12 protein-coding genes are annotated in these 18009 nt (G+C 37.5%); 6 read left to right on the plus strand and 6 right to left on the minus strand.

The features are described from left to right. Positions 1 to 43: 43 nt before the first annotated feature. A complete protein-coding gene (locus OOK85_RS05585) occupies positions 44 to 2182 on the plus strand; it encodes an ankyrin repeat domain-containing protein (RefSeq protein ID WP_264702671.1) in 2139 nt (712 codons plus the stop codon). Here OOK85_RS05585 and sdhA read toward each other — a convergent pair. Further along, on the minus strand, positions 2154 to 3959 hold the full coding sequence (gene sdhA, locus OOK85_RS05590; RefSeq protein ID WP_264702674.1) for a succinate dehydrogenase flavoprotein subunit: 1806 nt from the start codon (positions 3957 to 3959) through the stop codon (positions 2154 to 2156). The genes OOK85_RS05585 and sdhA overlap by 29 nt on opposite strands. Positions 3960 to 4528: 569 nt before the next feature. Here sdhA and OOK85_RS05595 point away from each other — a divergent pair. Beyond that, positions 4529 to 5281, plus strand: a complete 753-nt coding sequence (locus OOK85_RS05595; protein WP_264702259.1) for an IS5 family transposase — start codon at positions 4529 to 4531, stop codon at positions 5279 to 5281. After that, positions 5269 to 5397, plus strand: a complete 129-nt coding sequence (locus tag OOK85_RS05600; protein WP_264702676.1) for a hypothetical protein — start codon at positions 5269 to 5271, stop codon at positions 5395 to 5397. Before OOK85_RS05595 ends, OOK85_RS05600 begins: the two co-directional genes overlap by 13 nt. 777 nt (positions 5398 to 6174) lie before the next feature. On the opposite strand, the gene OOK85_RS05605 is transcribed toward OOK85_RS05600, so the two are convergent. The 3 genes from OOK85_RS05605 to mnmG form a co-directional block, all read right to left on the minus strand. Beyond that, the gene (locus OOK85_RS05605) at positions 6175 to 6540 is read right to left on the minus strand and encodes a hypothetical protein (protein ID WP_264702678.1); all 366 of its coding nucleotides are present in this window, start codon (positions 6538 to 6540) and stop codon (positions 6175 to 6177) included. A 121-nt stretch (positions 6541 to 6661) separates the two neighbouring features. Next, complete coding sequence (locus tag OOK85_RS05610; RefSeq protein ID WP_264702680.1) at positions 6662 to 8329, minus strand: aminopeptidase P family protein; 1668 nt, start codon at positions 8327 to 8329, stop codon at positions 6662 to 6664. Positions 8330 to 8337: 8 nt separating this feature from the next. Then, positions 8338 to 10272: a tRNA uridine-5-carboxymethylaminomethyl(34) synthesis enzyme MnmG gene (mnmG, locus tag OOK85_RS05615; RefSeq protein ID WP_264702682.1), complete on the minus strand. Its 1935-nt coding sequence runs from the start codon at positions 10270 to 10272 to the stop codon at positions 8338 to 8340. Between the two features lie 1111 nt (positions 10273 to 11383). On the opposite strand from mnmG, the gene OOK85_RS05620 reads away from it, so the two are divergent. Then, on the plus strand, positions 11384 to 12136 hold the full coding sequence (locus OOK85_RS05620) for an IS5 family transposase (protein ID WP_264702259.1): 753 nt from the start codon (positions 11384 to 11386) through the stop codon (positions 12134 to 12136). Positions 12137 to 12382: 246 nt separating this feature from the next. Here the strand turns inward: OOK85_RS05620 and OOK85_RS05625 are convergent, their stop codons facing one another. Together OOK85_RS05625 and OOK85_RS05630 are read right to left on the minus strand one after the other, a co-directional pair. Next, the gene (locus tag OOK85_RS05625; RefSeq protein WP_065106821.1) at positions 12383 to 13555 is read right to left on the minus strand and encodes an NADH-quinone oxidoreductase subunit D; all 1173 of its coding nucleotides are present in this window, start codon (positions 13553 to 13555) and stop codon (positions 12383 to 12385) included. Between the two features lie 73 nt (positions 13556 to 13628). Then, entirely contained in the window at positions 13629 to 14966 is a 1338-nt protein-coding gene (locus OOK85_RS05630; protein ID WP_264702686.1) for an IS110 family RNA-guided transposase, read from the minus strand. Positions 14967 to 15446: 480 nt separating this feature from the next. Here OOK85_RS05630 and OOK85_RS05635 point away from each other — a divergent pair, with 480 nt between their 5' ends. Further along, positions 15447 to 16625 carry an aspartate aminotransferase family protein gene (locus tag OOK85_RS05635; RefSeq protein WP_264702688.1) on the plus strand — a complete coding sequence of 393 codons (1179 nt, stop codon included), beginning with the start codon at positions 15447 to 15449 and terminating at the stop codon, positions 16623 to 16625. 88 nt (positions 16626 to 16713) lie between these two features. Continuing rightward, positions 16714 to 17997 (plus strand): HlyC/CorC family transporter, encoded by a 1284-nt coding sequence (locus OOK85_RS05640; protein WP_264702690.1) that lies wholly within the window; start codon positions 16714 to 16716, stop codon positions 17995 to 17997. Positions 17998 to 18009 lie beyond the last annotated feature (12 nt).

Below are 18009 nucleotides of genomic sequence, written 5' to 3' on the forward strand. Positions count from 1 at the left end.
CTTAGCTGACAACTTAAATAGCTTTTAATATTGAGGTTTTAGTATGGATATAGATCTAAACGCACTAACTACTAATGCAAAAAAATTAGATGAATACATAGATAAAAATGAAAAGCAAGAGCGGGATAGAAAAGACGAACAATTGTATGGCATTATAGAGAGAAAGGTAAAAAAAGAAGAACACAAGCGTGAAAAACCAAGAGGTCAAGATGGAGCTCTCAAGGAGTGTAAAAGGTTATTCAAGGAAGGTGCTAGCCCTGAAGTATTAACTAAATTAGAAGAATCACTTAGAGAACAAGAAAAATATTATAGGTATTATGTCCAATGCTTCCTTCCAGTGCTAGATAAAGCAATAAAACGATCGAAAAAAATATCAAATGAAACAAAAGAACGAGTAAAGCAAGTAATTTCAGAAATTACTGATAATAGCAAATATTGTTCTAATAGTATTACCCACAACAAAAATGATCGTAGGAATAGTGAAGATAGTGAAGCAGAAAGTGGCTACTGTAGCGATATTGAAGATGATCATAAAGTAGAAATAAGCAACGAAATAACAAATAGCAATGCTCTATTACTAAAAGCGATCAAAAATGGAAATAACAGGAAATTTAAAAAATATCTAAAAGATTGTACGGATATTAATAGTGTGAAAGGTGAAAAAGACAACAATATTTTACACCTTATCGTGTCGTTGGAAAAGAAACAGAAATGCAAGTTTCTAGGTACCCTAATAAAAACGGTCACCGAGGAAGATTTAGCACAACTCATTAATAGTAAAAATCAGGAAGAACAAACGCCTCTTCATCAGTTGCTTCAGCATATAAAAGAAAAGAATGAGGATCGATCATGTACAGATAGAAAATTTGAAAAAACAAATAGGTATAAAGCCTTAGAGTTATTTCTACAAAATGGTGCAGATATTACTGTGCAAGATAAAGATGGAAAAAATGCTCTGCACTATATTGCTTCATTCAAAGGAGAACAAAAAGTTACATGTTTAGAGTTGATTTCAAATAAAGATGATGCTGTAAATACTACTAACAGGGAAGGATTAACACCTCTTCATCAGCTGCTTCAGCATATAAAAGGAAAGAATGAGGATCGATCATGTACAGATAGAAAATTTGAAAAAACTAAAAGGTATGAAACCCTAGAACTATTGCTAAAAAACGGTGCAGATATTACTGTGCAAGATAAAGATGAAAAAAATGCTCTGCACTATATTGCTTCATTCAAAGGAGAACAAAAAGTTACATGTTTGGAATTGATTTTAGGTTTAGTAAAAAATGGAACAATATCTAAAGATAAATTAGGTAAAGCTATAAATGCTAAGAATGGAGAAGGGAACACACCCCTAGAATTGGCATTAAAGAAAAAAGCAGAAAAAAGAAGTATCGAATACCTACCGCAAGGAACAATTTTTGATACAGCAACTGCTTATGACAATACAACAAAATTTTGTACAATGCTGCTAGAAATAGGCGCTGATCCCTGTTCTCTGGAGCTGAAAGATCCAAAATTCCATACTAAAAAGTACTATTTAACTTTACGAGATCTAAAAGATTATTCAGGGACTCCACAGAAAGCACAGGAGAAAGCTAAAGAACTAAAAGAGAAGCTTGAAGAAAAATACCACTGTAAAACTGCTTCAAAAAAATGCAAGTCTGGCATTAAAGAAGCAGGTTCTGGTATAAAAAAAGGAGTATCTGCTGTAGCAGGATTCATAGATCCAGCAAAAAGGACCCGCGAACTGTTAGCAATCACGATAACGATTACTGTTATTGCAATGGTAACATTTGCTTTCTTTCAGGGTCAAATGGCAATTGGAGCAGCCATTCCTATCATAGCTGTTGCTGGAGTTATATGCCTTACTTTAACTTTAGGATTTAGTGGTATTAAGAAACTTTTTGAAAAATCAACCAACAAAGCACAGGACACATTTAACGACAAAAACCGCTCTAATTCAACAACAGAGCAGAATCAAGCTTCGAAGAACCTTGTTAATAATGATCAACAGAATTTAAGAAATGAGACTAAAAATCAAGCAGTACAAGAGTCACCAAATCAACCAGAGCATACAGAAAACCCAGCTACTAAAATGAGCGATGTATCAATACTACGTCAATTCATGAATAAGCTAGATGGGCTGACTAATAAACCCTCTTCTCTGGCACTATGAAATCAATCTCACCGCTCAGAGTTTTTTCAGCCACTTTTTTATAATCAATTTTTACGTTAATTTGCCCTTTCTTTTCTTCAAGCCACGCTATAGTGTGCTTCATCCAGTTTTTGTCATCACGTTCAGGAAAGTCTTCACGAGCATGGGCACCTCTGCTCTCCTTTCGATTGGCTGCGCATTCCATGGTAATAACCGCTTGTGGGATCATGTTAGCAAGCTCCAGTGCTTCAACTAAATCACTATTCCACATCATACTGCGATCCTCAAGTGAAATATCAGGCATCATTTTTGCTACCTTTTTTATAGCTTTTTTGCCTTCTTCTAAAACTTCAGCAACACGGAACACTGATGCGTACTTTTGCATAGTGTGCTGCATTTCGCTGCGTATTTTTGCTACTTTGAGCTTCCCAGAAGCAAATCGCATTTTATTAAACCTATCTATTATCCAATCTGTACAATCTGAGCTCAATTTTTTATGTGGTGTACAGGATTTTAGTTTCTCTTTTGCTCTGAGCGCTGCAGCTCTGCCAAAAACCACAAGATCAAGAAGCGAGTTAGAACCAAGTCGATTTGCACCGTGCACAGAGACACACGCAGCTTCTCCAATTGCAAATAGTCCATCTACCACTTCTTCCTTACCTTGCTTCAGCGTGATCACTTCTCCATAATAATTGGTTGGAATGCCACCCATGTTATAGTGAACAGTCGGAATGACCGGTATTGGATCTTTAGTGACATCAACTCCACCAAAAGTTCTTGCGGTTTCGCTAATGCCCGGCAATCTGAGTTTTATTACTTCCGGATCAAGATGTGCTATAGTTAAATACATGTAATCTTTTTTTGGTCCAACTCCCCTTCCCTCTCTAATTTCAATTGTTATTGCGCGACTTACCACATCACGAGAAGCTAAATCTTTTGCTTTTGGTGCGTAACGTTCCATAAACTTTTCGCCCTGAGAATTAACGAGATATCCCCCTTCGCCACGGCACCCTTCTGTCATCAAGCACCCTGAGCCATATATTCCTGTTGGATGAAATTGTACAAATTCCATATCTTCAAGTGGTAATCTAGCCCTTACTACCATGCCATTACCATCACCTGTGCAGGTATGCGCACTTGTTGCAGAGAAATAAACACGTCCATATCCACCTGTTGCTAGCACCACCCTATGCGCGCGAAATCTATGTAATGTACCGTCGCATAGCGACCAAGCAAGAACTCCGCAGCATGCTCCGGTTTCGCTATCCATAATTAAATCAATCACAAAGTATTCAACAAAAAACTCAGCGTTGAATTTAAGACACTGCTGATATAGAGTGTGAAGGATTGCGTGCCCAGTTTTGTCTGCTGCCGCACAAGTGCGTTGAGCTGATTTTCCTTTACCAAAGTGAGTTGTCATTCCACCAAAAGAGCGCTGGTATATTTTGCCATCTTCTGTACGAGAAAAAGGTACGCCAAAATTTTCAAGTTCAATAACAGCTTTAGCAGCGTTTTTACACATATATTCTATTGCATCTTGATCACCAAGCCAGTCTGAACCTTTTATTGTGTCATATGCATGCCAGCGCCAATCGTCTTCACCGATATTACCTAAAGCTGCACTAATTCCGCCTTGTGCTGCAACTGTATGACTTCGTGTAGGGAAAATTTTAGAAATGCAGGCAACTGAAAAATTAGTTGCAGCCATCCCAAGCGTTGCTCTGAGCCCTGCTCCACCTGCACCTACTACTACCACATCATACTCATGTTCTATGATCTCATACGCTGACTTATCCATATTTACTTATTTTATCATCACGGGCTTATGATATCACAGAAGTAGAAAAAATCTATACAAGTTTTCTATAGCTATATCGCTGCGGTATTTCATAATAGATCCCGCTAACACGTAGCGGGGTGACAGCAGTCCTACGTCATACCGCCGCAGTATCTCAGCCACTAACACGTAGCGGGATGACGGTTGTCAGGGTGTCATCCCAGTGCCTCTATGATGTCATCCCAGGCTTGACACTGGGATCCAGCTTTTTTGTAATTTTATTGAAAATGTTGTATAGTCGTTTGTTTACAATCAATTTTTCTAGATCCCAGTGTCAAGCACTGGGATGACACCCTACTTAGCCGTCATACCGCGATTCATTTGCGGTATCTCATCCGCTAACAAGAGATCCCGCTAACACGTAGCGGGATGACGAGCTTATTGTCATGCTGCCGCGAACCGTCATACCGCCACGAACCGTCATACCGCGATTCATTCGCGGTATCTCTAGGCTCTGTGGACAAAAAATATGAAAAGAGAGAAAAAGATGGTAGTTTAGCCTAATAGGTAAAAAATGGAGAAACTACCATATGCAATATTACATCAAAGAGGAAAATTGGAAACAAATTTTAGAGTTCATAAAAAGCGTAAAAGGAATGCACAGCAAAGATGAAAAACGTTTAAGAATATTCATAGAGGCAGTGTGGTACATAGTGCGAAGTGGTTGCCAATGGAGACTTTTACCAAAAACTTATGGTAATTACAGGAGTATACATAAGCGATTTAAAAGATGGTGTGAAAGAGATGTCTGGAAAAAATTGCTTGAATATACTAAACAAGAGCCTGATTTAGAAGTTGCTATAATCGACGGTACGATCATCCGAGCCCATCCATGTTCATCTGGATATACAAAAAACTCCAAGGATCAAGAAGCTTTAGGGAGGAGCAAAGGTGGCTTTACAACTAAAATACATGCGCTTGTCGATGCACTTGGAAATCCACTTAAATTTACTCTGACTCCTGGTCAAAGAAATGAAATTACGCAGGCACAAGTGTTGACCGAAAGTATCTATAACTCTACTGTAGTAGCTGACAAGGGCTACGATAGCAATGCCTTTGTTACAAGTCTTGAAGACAAGGGATGTACAGTAGTTATTCCGCCAAAACGGAATCGAAAAGTGCAAAGGTATTACGATGAGCATATCTACAAAGAACGTCATTTGATTGAGTGTTTTTTTGGTAAAATTAAAAATTTTAGGCGCATTTTTTCCAGATTTGATAAAACTGCTGAGGTTTTTATGGGTTTTCTCAATTTTGTTGGAGCTCTTGTATGGCTTCTCTAAAATTTTGTCCACAGAGCCTAGGATGCAAGCATGAGATAAAAGCAGGTAACACTAAACCTTATAGTGAATCCCTGCAAACAGAGTTAGATATGGTTACGAGAGGAACCAATGCCTGAATTGTCGTAACGAACGATATGCGAAATAAGGTTGGTTAACGCATAGACCAAAAGGTACGGAGAAAGTGGATAATTAGAACTTGACTGGTCTGATTAAGATGTTTCCCATCTCCCGGCAAAAAGTTGGAACCTAAGTCTAACATGAAACAATTTCATGGAACGGAGTAACATTATAGATGCTCTTATTCTTTAAGCAGGGAGCCACCCGTATGCACCTATAATGAGGGATTGTCTAAGAAGCCAAGGCCTAAAATAATGTTTAAGATATGCTGACGTGGACACTGTAATTTGGAAGGTAAAGTTGTGAGTAGTGGTTAATATGTTATGAGCCAACATTAAGTGTTAGGTATGAATGAATACGACTTCTCTAGTAATATAGAGAATGCTGTATTTAAGCTATAAAAACAAATTTACCAAGCTTTGAAATGTTAATTACATGGAGAAGTATGTATGACAAACACCAAGTTAGAGAGAAGCCGGATGTGGTGAAAGTCACAAGTCCGGTTTTGAAGTCGAGTGGGGAGAGGTGACTTTCTCCACTTAGATAACTGGAATGAATCGCGGTATGACGTAGGATTGCTGTCATTCCAGTCTGGAATCCAGGAAACTTAACTTTACACCAGGTAATAAGAACTGGATCCCAGACTGGGATGACACCTCTGGGCACTGCCGTCATAAAGGAACCAGTGTCAGCTACTTTCATGACATCAATAATTGACCTCGACTTACCGTCCAACTAGAAAGTTGTATATAGAACGACAGAAATCCAGATGTTATTCATTTACTTTCGATCTTTTCTATCAATTTTTTAACTAAGCCTCTTAGCTTTTTACTGGATTCATCAAGCTCTTGAATCTGCGAGCTGTGCTCTTTCATTAGTTCCTTATAGTTACCTCTTATGTAGTCACTCATTTCCTTCATCTGAGCAATCATCTTGTTGATATCCATACTGCCCAAATCAGGTATCATGCCAGGCATAGCCCCTTCTAACATACCGCCAGCCATAAGCTGCTGAGACATTTGCATAAATGGTTTTAAAGTCTGATTAAGCAATTCAGGATCCTTGGCTAATTTTTCTATTTGCTCTTTGCAAGTATCCATATACTGCTTCATAAATTCATCTTCTTGCCCTTTGCCTATCATAATTATAACCTACCTAAAAATACGTGTTCTTTATTATATATTATTTTAAAATTAAAAACAATACAAAATACCTGTCACAATTGCATTAATACTTTTTAAATAATAAAAAATGCTCCTTTGCTTATAAAGGGTCACATACCTTCTTTAACCATTCCTTATCTTTTACGCTATTTTCTAAGTTTTTATAGACAAATTGATGGTAGCCATTTATCCATTCAATTTCATCCTTAGTAAGCATTTGCACATTTATTAGTCTTCTATCATATGGAATAGAGGTCAGTTGTTTAAAGTTTAAGAAGCCGTCTTCTTGTCTGTCGACATATATCAGATTTTCAATTCTTATTCCATACTCTCCCGGAATGTAATAGCCAGGTTCGTTGGATAGTATCATGCCTGGCGTGAGTTTCACTTTATTTCCCTTTGATATTGCTTGTGGTCCTTCGTGTACTGATAGGTAACTTCCTACTCCATGCCCTGTACCATGCATATAGTCCATTCCAAATTTCCATAAATGCGTACGTGCCAATATATCCAATTCTCCACCAGTAGTGCCAGGAGGAAAGATGACACTTGCTATAGCAATGTGAGCTTTCAACACTATTGTATAGTGGATTATTTGCTCATTGGTCGGATTACCAACTACTACAGTTCTTGTCACATCAGTTGTGCCACTAAGGTATTGGCCACCAGAGTCAATCAAATATAGTCCATTTTTCTGAATTACCTTATTCGTCTTACTGCTTGCACGATAGTGAATTATTGCACCATTTTCATTAAATGCGGAAATTGTTGGAAAGCTCAATTGTTTAAACAAATTCTGCTCTTTTCTGTATTCTAAAATCTTTTCTTCAGCTTCAAGCTCTGTACCAACATTACTTTCAAGCCAATGTAGAAAATTTGTAACTGCTGCTCCATCTTCAATGTGTGCATTTATAGCCCCAGCTATTTCAGTTTGGTTTTTTACTGCTTTATAAATTAGACAAGGATCCTCTCTTTCAATTACCTGTTTATCTTTTATTACAGCCATGATACTCATTGGAGTTGTGTTTGGATCTATAACTATTGAATTTAGCTTGTGCAGCGAATTTTCTAGCTCACTAATATCAAAAATATTTATATGATTGCCTAAATTTGCTTCTATAGTTGAATGTTCTTTATCTTGAATAAACAAATCAACATTACCGCTTTTATACAATATAGCACGACCCAATATACATGGAGTATATTTAGCATTTTCGTTTCTTAAATTTAATAACCATGAAATTGAATTTGGATCAGTTAAAAGCACTGCTTCAGCTTCTTTATCTACGCTTCTAGCTATTTTTTCACATTTGTCCTTACTACTTTTACCAGCATATTTAATAGAATGTAAAACCACTGCTTGTTTTCGATAGTCACTTTTTTTTCCAGCTAAACAGGGTATTAATTTACAGATATTCTCATACTTTCTTATATCTTCTATGGTAAAATATTGCAAATAATAACCTAGTGAGGCAGTCGATGTTAAGTTTGCTTTTATCCATTCGCGTGGATCCTCTTCTTGTATATTATATACTTGAAAATTGTCCCGATCGAGCTGATTGCGAGCTTGTGTGATATAGCGTCCATCCGTAAAAAATGGGCACTTGTTGTCTTTTGTAACGATAAGTAGCCCATTTGTTCCTGTAAAGCCACACAGCTTTGTTAGCTCCTCTGAATACTCATTTAAATATTCATCTTTAGTATGCAACATAAATGCATCAACGTTTATCTCGTGCATAAAAGAACGAAATTCTTCGATTTTTGACATAGAACACCTCATACAAAATTAGCAGCCACTTTCGTTTTCCTGTTTCTCAAATACACTAATATGCTCACTATCGCTGCAGGAGTGATGCCTTGTATTTGCTTTGCAATGCCAATCGTCGCTGGTTTTATCATCTGCAACTTTTCTATTACTTCATTTGACAGGCCTTTAACTTGTGAATAGTTGAAATCAATTGGAATTTGAGTGTTAATTTCCTCTCGTAAAAACTTCATATCCGCTTCTTGTCTTATTAGATAAGGTTTGTATTTTGCTTCAATTTCAACCGCTTCGCATATTTCATTCTTAGCTCTATTATCCGCTTTGGTGTGTCCCATTTTGTCATTCCAGCGCGTGACGCTGCTTAACTCCAGCCATATTTCTTGTAATTTATTCCAGTCGATGTTTGGATAGCTAAGTAAATCTAGTGCCGTTTTTCTTATCCCATCATAAGATATTTTGATACCATAAGACCTAAGCTGCTCAGGAGTAATCGTCAGACTCCCTAACTTCTCTTCAAGCTGCTTAATGGATTCAAGTTTATTCTGTAAAACAGAGTATCTCTCATGCGAAACAAGGGAAATATCATAACCTTTTTGTGTTAATCTTCTATCTGCATTGTCTGACCTGATAGCTAGCCTATATTCTGCACGCGAGGTAAATAATCTATAAGGTTCGATCACCCCTTTGGTGACTAGATCATCTATCATTACGCCGATATATGAGTCTGTGCGATGAAGAACAAAACTTTCTTTTTTGCCAGATGAGAAGAGTGCTGCATTAATTCCGGCGATAATTCCTTGCCCTGCTGCTTCTTCATATCCAGTGGTGCCATTAATTTGGCCAGCAAAATATAGGCCTTTAACTTTCTTAGTTTCAAGAGTATGAAACAGCTCTCGTGGATCAATATAATTGTACTCAACCGCATATCCAGGTCTTAATATTTCTGCATTTTCAAGTCCTTTGATACTCTTTATCATTTCACGCTGCACTTCAATAGGCAATGAATTTGAAATTCCGTTCGGGTATACAGTATCATCATCCAGGCCTTCTGGCTCTAGAAATATTTGATGACTACTTTTTTCTGCAAATTTATTAACTTTAACTTCAATGGATGGACAGTATCTTGGTGCTATAATATCATCCAAATACGAAGAAGCTGACCTGTGCAGATTCTCTCTAATTATTTTATGCGTGTTTTCATTAGTATGGGTAATAAAGCATGATACCTGAGGTTGGTTAATTTTTTCTGTGAGATAAGAAAACGGCACAGGTGGATTATCACCCACTTGTTCTTGCAATATTGACCAATTTATAGTGCCACGATCGAGCCTTGGTGGAGTTCCGGTGCGCAGTCTACCTAATTTGAAATTATATTTCTTCAACGTATTTGCAAGTTCTACGGCAGGCTTATCTCCCATTCTCCCTGAAGGAGTTGTTTGCTCTCCTATATGAATTACACCTTGCAGGAAAGTTCCCGTAGTTAAAACAACTTTACCTGTTAGTATATGTTCCCCTGAGCTTGTTATTACAGCTTTAATGCACAATTCTCCATTGTTATTACTCTCTATAAGGAAATCGTCAACCGACTCTTCTTTTACCGTCAAATTGTTATAATTTAGAATGATTTCCTGTATTGCTTGCTTGTATAATTTTCGATCTGCCTGTGCACGTGGTCCCCACACCGCCGCACCTCTGCTGCTATTTAAAATGACTGAGTGTATGCTTGCTTGATCGATTGCTCTTCCCATTATTCCATCAAGAGCGTCAACTTCCCTGACTACAACACCCTTTGCAACTCCTCCGATTGCTGGATTGCAGGACATTTCTCCTATAGTTGAAATTTTATGAGTTATGAGCAGCGTGCTTGCACCAAGGCGAGCTGCGGCTGCAGCCGCTTCGCACCCTGCATGACCACCACCTACTACTACTACATCATATTTATGCATGCCTTCTTGAGTAATTCTTACCCTACTAATATTCCGACTATTAGCGGTTAATGTCAAATTTTATAGTGATACCTCTCCTGTTACTCCGTACTGCACATACAACTATACGCACATTCGTTTTTGCTAAGGTAATTCGCACGACAAATGATGTCATGCCAGCACGTAACGTACAGCTGTACAAACATTGCAGTTTGCAGGTAATTTGTGTGGCAGGTAGTCAGTGCCCCTATAATGTCATCTCAGTGTCCTCTTCTTGTCATTCCAGTGCTTGACACTGGAATCCAGCCTTCTCATAATCATCAAAACGTTGTATTTTAACATAAAAAGGCTACTTTTATGCTTACCAACTTAATAAAATTTCTGGATCCCAGTGTCTGGGGACTGGGATGACACCCCTTTGTGTTTGAGGCAAAACCGGCTATAACACTTAACACACTGCCTTTGCAAACAAATGTTCGTACAGCTAGTGCGACCCGAAAGTCGTGATTTTGTGATGGTTAAATTCCATCTTCCCTAGACATCGGGGATAATGTATGTCTCACATTTTAGAGAGTGGCAACCTCTAGGATGCAAGCATGAGATAAAAGCAGGTAACACTAAACCTTATAGTGAATCCCTGCAAACAGAGTTAGATATGGTTACGAGAGGAACCAATGCCTGAATTGTCGTAACGAACGATATGCGAAATAAGGTTGGTTAACGCATAGACCAAAAGGTACGGAGAAAGTGGATAATTAGAACTTGACTGGTCTGATTAAGATGTTTCCCATCTCCCGGCAAAAAGTTGGAACCTAAGTCTAACATGAAACAATTTCATGGAACGGAGTAACATTATAGATGCTCTTATTCTTTAAGCAGGGAGCCACCCGTATGCACCTATAATGAGGGATTGTCTAAGAAGCCAAGGCCTAAAATAATGTTTAGGATATGCTGACGTGGACACTGTAATTTGGAAGGTAAAGTTGTGAGTAGTGGTTAATATGTTATGAGCCAACATTAAGTGTTAGGTATGAATGAATACGACTTCTCTAGGCTCTGTGGACAAAAAATATGAAAAGAGAGAAAAAGATGGTAGTTTAGCCTAATAGGTAAAAAATGGAGAAACTACCATATGCAATATTACATCAAAGAGGAAAATTGGAAACAAATTTTAGAGTTCATAAAAAGCGTAAAAGGAATGCACAGCAAAGATGAAAAACGTTTAAGAATATTCATAGAGGCAGTGTGGTACATAGTGCGAAGTGGTTGCCAATGGAGACTTTTACCAAAAACTTATGGTAATTACAGGAGTATACATAAGCGATTTAAAAGATGGTGCGAAAGAGATGTCTGGAAAAAATTGCTTGAATATACTAAACAAGAGCCTGATTTAGAAGTTGCTATAATCGACGGTACGATCATCCGAGCCCATCCATGTTCATCTGGATATACAAAAAACTCCAAGGATCAAGAAGCTTTAGGGAGGAGCAAAGGTGGCTTTACAACTAAAATACATGCGCTTGTCGATGCACTTGGAAATCCACTTAAATTTACTCTGACTCCTGGTCAAAGAAATGAAATTACGCAGGCACAAGTGTTGACCGAAAGTATCTATAACTCTACTGTAGTAGCTGACAAGGGCTACGATAGCAATGCCTTTGTTACAAGTCTTGAAGACAAGGGATGTACAGTAGTTATTCCGCCAAAACGGAATCGAAAAGTGCAAAGGTATTACGATGAGCATATCTACAAAGAACGTCATTTGATTGAGTGTTTTTTTGGTAAAATTAAAAATTTTAGGCGCATTTTTTCCAGATTTGATAAAACTGCTGAGGTTTTTATGGGTTTTCTCAATTTTGTTGGAGCTCTTGTATGGCTTCTCTAAAATTTTGTCCACAGAGCCTAGTAATATAGAGAATGCTGTATTTAAGCTATAAAAACAAATTTACCAAGCTTTGAAATGTTAATTACATGGAGAAGTATGTATGACAAACACCAAGTTAGAGAGAAGCCGGATGTGGTGAAAGTCACAAGTCCGGTTTTGAAGTCGAGTGGAGAGAGGTGACTTTCTCCACTTAGATAACTGTGTCAGCTACTTGCATGACGCCATTGCCTGAACGGGTACCAATGATTACCTATCAATCTCACCAAAAACTATATCGAGTGAGCCAATAATTGCTGCAACGTCAGCAAGCATGTGTCCTTTTGCCATAAAGTCTAAGGCTTGTAAATGCGCAAAGCCAGGTGCTCTTATTCGGCACCTATAAGGTCTATTGGTACCATCTGAAACTATATACACTCCAAACTCACCTTTTGGTGCCTCAACAACTGCGTAAGCCTCACCTTCTGGTACGTGATATCCTTCTGAATAGAGCTTAAAATGGTGAATCAGAGCTTCCATAGATTTTTTCATCTCTGCTCTTGACGGTGGAGAAATTTTTCTATCTTCAGTTTTTATTGGCCCTTCAGGCATTTTCTCTATGCACTGCTTCACCAAACTGATAGATTGCCTAATCTCTGCCATTCTAACTAGATAACGGTCATAACAGTCGCCATTTTGGCCGATCGGTATATCAAAATCTAGTTGATCATATATCTCATATGGCTGGCTTTTTCGCAAATCCCAAGCAAGCCCAGCAGCGCGCAACATTGGGCCACTAAAGCCCCAATCAAGTGCCTGTTTAATTGATATTTCACTAATTCCTACAGTGCGTTGCTTCCATATCCTATTTTCTGTTAAAAGTTCATCAACATCGTCTATATATTTTGGAAATTGCTCTATAAACTTTGCAATATCCTCAATCAAATCTTCTGGAACATCTGCTGCAATTCCACCTGGCCTGATGTAAGCTGCGTGAAACCTTGCACCTGAAGCTCTTTCATAAAATTCCAGTATTTTTTCTCTTTCTTCAAAGAGCCATAAAAGAGGGGTCATTGCTCCAACATCAAGTGCTTGAGAAGAAACGTTCAGTAAATGATTTAGTATTCTCGTCAGTTCACAAAACAAGACACGTAAATACTTTGCCCTAATTGGCACTTCACATTGCAACAATTTCTCCACACAAAGTGAATATGCATGCTCTTGTGACATTGGTGATACGTAATCAAGGCGATCAAAATAAGGCAAAGCTTGAAGATACGTTTTATGTTCTATTAATTTTTCAGTACCGCGGTGCAAAAGCCCAATATGGGGATCTGCCCTCTCGATCACTTCACCATCCATCTCTAAAACAAGACGCAACACTCCATGTGCAGCTGGGTGCTGAGGTCCAAAATTTAACATCATTGTCTTTAGATCGGGCATGTCCAGTAGTTTAAGATATTAAAATTGTATAGGCTAAAGTGCGCTCAAAGTCAATAAACTTCTCCTAAGAAACTCACTCAACTAACTCTTCTTGTTGAACTAATATGTAGCCAAATTCGCTCGCTTTTTTGATCAAATTTTTTACAGTTCTATCTTTATAGCGTGTTTCATAGTATTCCATTCCTTTTTCTACATATTCCTGTCCGTATTTGAGCATACTATAAAATATGCATGCCATTTTTCTTGCAGTAGCTGTTATTGCTTTTGGTGCTCCTAGTCGTTTTTTCAATCTTCTGTAGTATGCACCCAACGCACTTTTACTATTTCCTACAGAATGAGCAGCTATTCGCAAAGCATTTGCAGCACGGTTAATGACTTTACGTGTTTTTGTGTTAAACACTTTTTCCCCTGTAACTTTATTAGCAGGACTGAGTCCCAACCACGATGAAAAGTGCTTTTCTGTTGGCCATTTACTATGGTTTATACCAACTTCTGAAACTATGGTTTGTATACTTAATACATCAAATCCAGGAATTTTAGTGAAATCCATACCAGTTATTCGGTGCAGTTCCTCATACAAAGCAAAGCTTGGCTTACTTTTGCTATTTTTATTCTTTTGCTTACTTAGCTGTTTGCTTTCACAAGACTTTGTTTCAAACGTTTTGTAATAGGCCTCAATGTTTCTATCACACTCTGCTATTTTTTCTTGATAAATATTATATAGTTCAAATTCTTGCTTTAGCGTGAATAAGTGTTCCTCTCTATAATCACCAGCTAACGCTTTTGCAATAGTAGACTGATCATTTTTTATTCGTGCATCCCTGAATTTAGCCAATTTCTCAGGATCTCTTTCGCCTTCAATTATAGCTTCAATGATTTTCATACCAGTTATCCCAGTAATATGACTAATAACCTTGTGTAATTGTATATTCATTTGAATTAATGCCTTCTGCATACGCAGAATATGTGTAGATGCACTTTCAGTGAGATTTTTGCGTTGCCGCACGTAACTGCGCAATACACACATCTGATTATCTGGCCTAAACGATCCATGAAGCAGTCCGTAGCTATGCAGTTGTTGGAGCCATTGGCAATCTTGAACGTCAGACTTCCTACCAGGTACATTCTTTACATGCCGTGCATTTACCAATCTTACCTCGAATTTGTATGACTCAAGTATTTGAAATAAAGGAATCCAATATACTCCTGTTGATTCCATAGCTACTGTTGTAACTTTACACTTTTTCAACCACTGTGCTAAGTTATGAAGGTCTTCAGTAAAGCAGCCAAATTTCTGAACGCGTTGTTCATCTCTTCCTTCAGGTACACACACATAGTGTACAGCTGAACCAATGTCTATTCCTGCTGCATTAGGATTCACTATTTCTAATTTACTTTTTGCTTTTTTCATGGTAACTCCTACATATAATTTGTAATAGGGAAACGCTTCAGCTTGGAACGGTTGATAGTACAATCTCCTAACCGAGGTAGTCTAAATGACTCCATCAATGATTTGACCGTTCCTTCCAAAACCATCCTTGCATACGGGCACTTAGGCACCATTGAAAATGTCGGTCATAACTGCAGAGGCGCTTCCTGTACAACTATACTTGAAAACTACTAAAAACTTAAATTTGTGTGTTTCTTTCTGATTTGACAGATTTCGTCTGTTCGATGCTTGCATAGGCTACAACTATCATTCAATAGAAACAAAAACTTTTACAATGGCTAATAAGTGTTGGTAAAACTAAGTCACTTTAGCTATAGAATGACAAAAAAGGTTTGCATTAGCCAAATTTTTAGTTGAAGTAGCATAAGAGGTTAAAGGAAAAGCTTTGTGTTAATGGATTCATTTCAGGTATAGTATAGATAATACCACAATACTTATAAAATGGATCATGTTGTTAATGCGTATAATAGACTTGACACTCCTATAGTCAGGGGAGAAGGGGCATATCTTTTTGATAAAGATGGTAAAAAATATTTAGATTTTGCTGCAGGTATTTCTACAACTTCTTTAGGGCATTGTCATCCATACATTACAGATAAGCTGAAAGAGCAATTGAGCTCACTATGGCATTGCTCTAACATTTTCACTATTCCCGAGCAAGAAAGGCTTGCCGAGCGTTTAACAACCCTTACTTTTGCAGATAAAGTTTTTTTCTGCTCAAGTGGGCTTGAAGCAACAGAAGCTGCAATTAAGTTTATTCGTCGTTACTTTTATTCAAAAGGGCAAGCAAAACGTAATCGTATTATTACAATTGAAGGAGGCTTTCATGGCCGCAGTATTGCTGCAATTTCTGCTGGAGGCAATGAAAAATCACGCGAAGGTTTTGCTCCGCTCCTTTCTGGTTTTGATAAAGTGCCAAGAAATGACATTAAAGCATTAGAAGAAAAAATCAACAATGAAATAGCTGCTGTATTTTTAGAGCCCATACAAAGCGAAGGTGGAGTATATCCACTAGACGTGGAATATCTTCAAAAAGTAAGGGAAATAACAAAAGCTCAAGGAATAATTTTGTGCTTTGATGAAGTGCAGTGCGGATATGGACGCATCGGTTCTTTATTTCATTATCAAAATGTCGGCATTGAACCTGATATGCTAACCTGTGCAAAAGCTATGGGTAACGGTTTTCCTTTAGCTGCATGTTTAGTGAAAGATTACATAGCAGAAGCAATCACTCCAGGAACTCATGGATCAACCTATGGTGGCAATCCACTTGCCATGACTGTTGGTAATGCAGTGCTCGATATAATGCTAAAAGAAGGCTTTTTTGATCATGTTAAAAAAATTAGTAAAGATTTAAAAGAAAAGCTGTTGCTTTTAGCTAAAGAATTTCCTGAGATGATTTTAGAAGTTCGTGGAGAAGGGTTACTAATGGGAATAGAACTAGCAACTCCTGTAGCTGATAAAATTATTAGTCGATCTCTTGATAAAGGTTTAATAATAACTAGGGTTTTAAACAACAAAGTAGTAAGGGTAACCCCACCACTTATCATTGAGGATGAGCATGTGAACGCAGCGTGTAATATGCTTTATGATTTGTTTTTTAAGATTAAAGGTATATAAAATTCGGCAATATAAATTCAGGCTTGCAAATGCCTCTCATAACATGTAAAATTAATTTTATTTTTTATCACAATAACATCGTACTTTAATGGATTGGTTATTGGTCTTAGTATCATCAGCAATTTTTGTTTTGTTAGTTTTATCGTTTTTGTTCTCAGGAGCAGAAATAGGCTTAACCTCAATTAGCCGTTCTCGAGTTAATAAGCTAAAGCTAGACGGTAACAAAAGAGCCAGGATAATAGACCGCTTATTAAATAGGAAAGAATTGACAATAGGAACGGTATTGCTCGGCAATACAATTATTAATATTACTTGCTCTGCTTTATTTACAGCAATATTTATCAATCTTTTTGGAAATGAGGGCATTCTCCTATCAACAATTATAATGACATTTTGTATTTTATTGTTCTGCGAAGTTCTACCAAAAACTTATGCTATTCAAAATCCTGAAAAATTTGCATCATTTTCTGCTTATTTTGTATTGTTTTTTGTAAAGATTTTTTCTCCATTGACGCTAGGTATTCAATTTATTGTTAACCTCATCTTGAAATTATGTGGACTGCATAAAGATAAGGAAGTGATATCTGCAGCGGATGCAATGCGTAATATGATTACTCTTCACCGCAGTGAAGGAACTATGTTACAACAGGATTTAGATATGCTAAGCAGCATACTTGATTTGGCTGAGACAGAAATATCACAAATTATGACCCATAGAAGAAACCTATTTTCTCTTGATATAGATCGGAATAAAGAAGAGTTAATAAGAGAGATTTTAACCAGTAGTCACAGTAGAGTACCTTTATGGCAGAAGGAACCAGATAACATTGTCGGGGTGATTCACGTGAAAGATCTAATAAACGCCTTGCGTGAAAAGGATAGTAAAACAGAAGAAGTTAACATTGCCCAAGTTATGTCAAGGCCTTGGTTTATACCAGAAAGTACGCCGCTCAGCGTGCAACTTCACAACTTCCGTAAGAACAGGAAACACCTTGCATTTGTTATTGATGAGTATGGAGCACTGCAGGGAATTGTAACTCTTGAGGATATACTGGAAGAAATAGTTGGGGAAATTTCGGATGAACATGATTTGATCACGGAAAATTTTATAAAGAAAATATCTGATAATATGTATCACATAGAAGGAAAATCTACTATTAGGAACATTAACAGGCAGTTACACTGGAATCTCCCTGATGAAGAAGCTACAACTCTAGCAGGTATGATTGTGAATGAAATAGAGCGCATTCCTGACGAAGGCGAGGAGTTTTCCATGTATGGTTTTCGCTTTAAGATTTTAAAAAAAGATAAAAATATTATTACTGTTGTTGAAGTGCAAGTAAAAACTGGTAATACTAGTAGCAGCAATTAATTAGTGGAGTTT

Origin of the sequence: Wolbachia endosymbiont (group A) of Volucella inflata (assembly GCF_947250665.1) — a bacterium.
Lineage (GTDB): Bacteria > Pseudomonadota > Alphaproteobacteria > Rickettsiales > Anaplasmataceae > Wolbachia > Wolbachia pipientis.

Excerpts from the sequence above, each read along its gene's own strand:
- sdhA (WP_264702674.1), bottom strand. The coding sequence starts at position 3,959 with ATGGATAAGTCAGCGTATGAGATCATAGAACATGAGTATGATGTGGTA.
- OOK85_RS05605 (WP_264702678.1), bottom strand. The coding sequence starts at position 6,540 with ATGATAGGCAAAGGGCAAGAAGATGAATTTATGAAGCAGTATATGGAT.
- mnmG (WP_264702682.1), bottom strand. The coding sequence starts at position 10,272 with ATGCATAAATATGATGTAGTAGTAGTAGGTGGTGGTCATGCAGGGTGC.
- OOK85_RS05640 (WP_264702690.1), top strand. The coding sequence starts at position 16,714 with ATGGATTGGTTATTGGTCTTAGTATCATCAGCAATTTTTGTTTTGTTA.
- OOK85_RS05620 (WP_264702259.1), top strand. The coding sequence starts at position 11,384 with ATGCAATATTACATCAAAGAGGAAAATTGGAAACAAATTTTAGAGTTC.
- OOK85_RS05600 (WP_264702676.1), top strand. The coding sequence starts at position 5,269 with ATGGCTTCTCTAAAATTTTGTCCACAGAGCCTAGGATGCAAGCATGAG.
- OOK85_RS05610 (WP_264702680.1), bottom strand. The coding sequence starts at position 8,329 with ATGTCAAAAATCGAAGAATTTCGTTCTTTTATGCACGAGATAAACGTT.
- OOK85_RS05595 (WP_264702259.1), top strand. The coding sequence starts at position 4,529 with ATGCAATATTACATCAAAGAGGAAAATTGGAAACAAATTTTAGAGTTC.
- OOK85_RS05625 (WP_065106821.1), bottom strand. The coding sequence starts at position 13,555 with ATGCCCGATCTAAAGACAATGATGTTAAATTTTGGACCTCAGCACCCA.
- OOK85_RS05630 (WP_264702686.1), bottom strand. The coding sequence starts at position 14,966 with ATGAAAAAAGCAAAAAGTAAATTAGAAATAGTGAATCCTAATGCAGCA.
- OOK85_RS05585 (WP_264702671.1), top strand. The coding sequence starts at position 44 with ATGGATATAGATCTAAACGCACTAACTACTAATGCAAAAAAATTAGAT.
- OOK85_RS05635 (WP_264702688.1), top strand. The coding sequence starts at position 15,447 with ATGGATCATGTTGTTAATGCGTATAATAGACTTGACACTCCTATAGTC.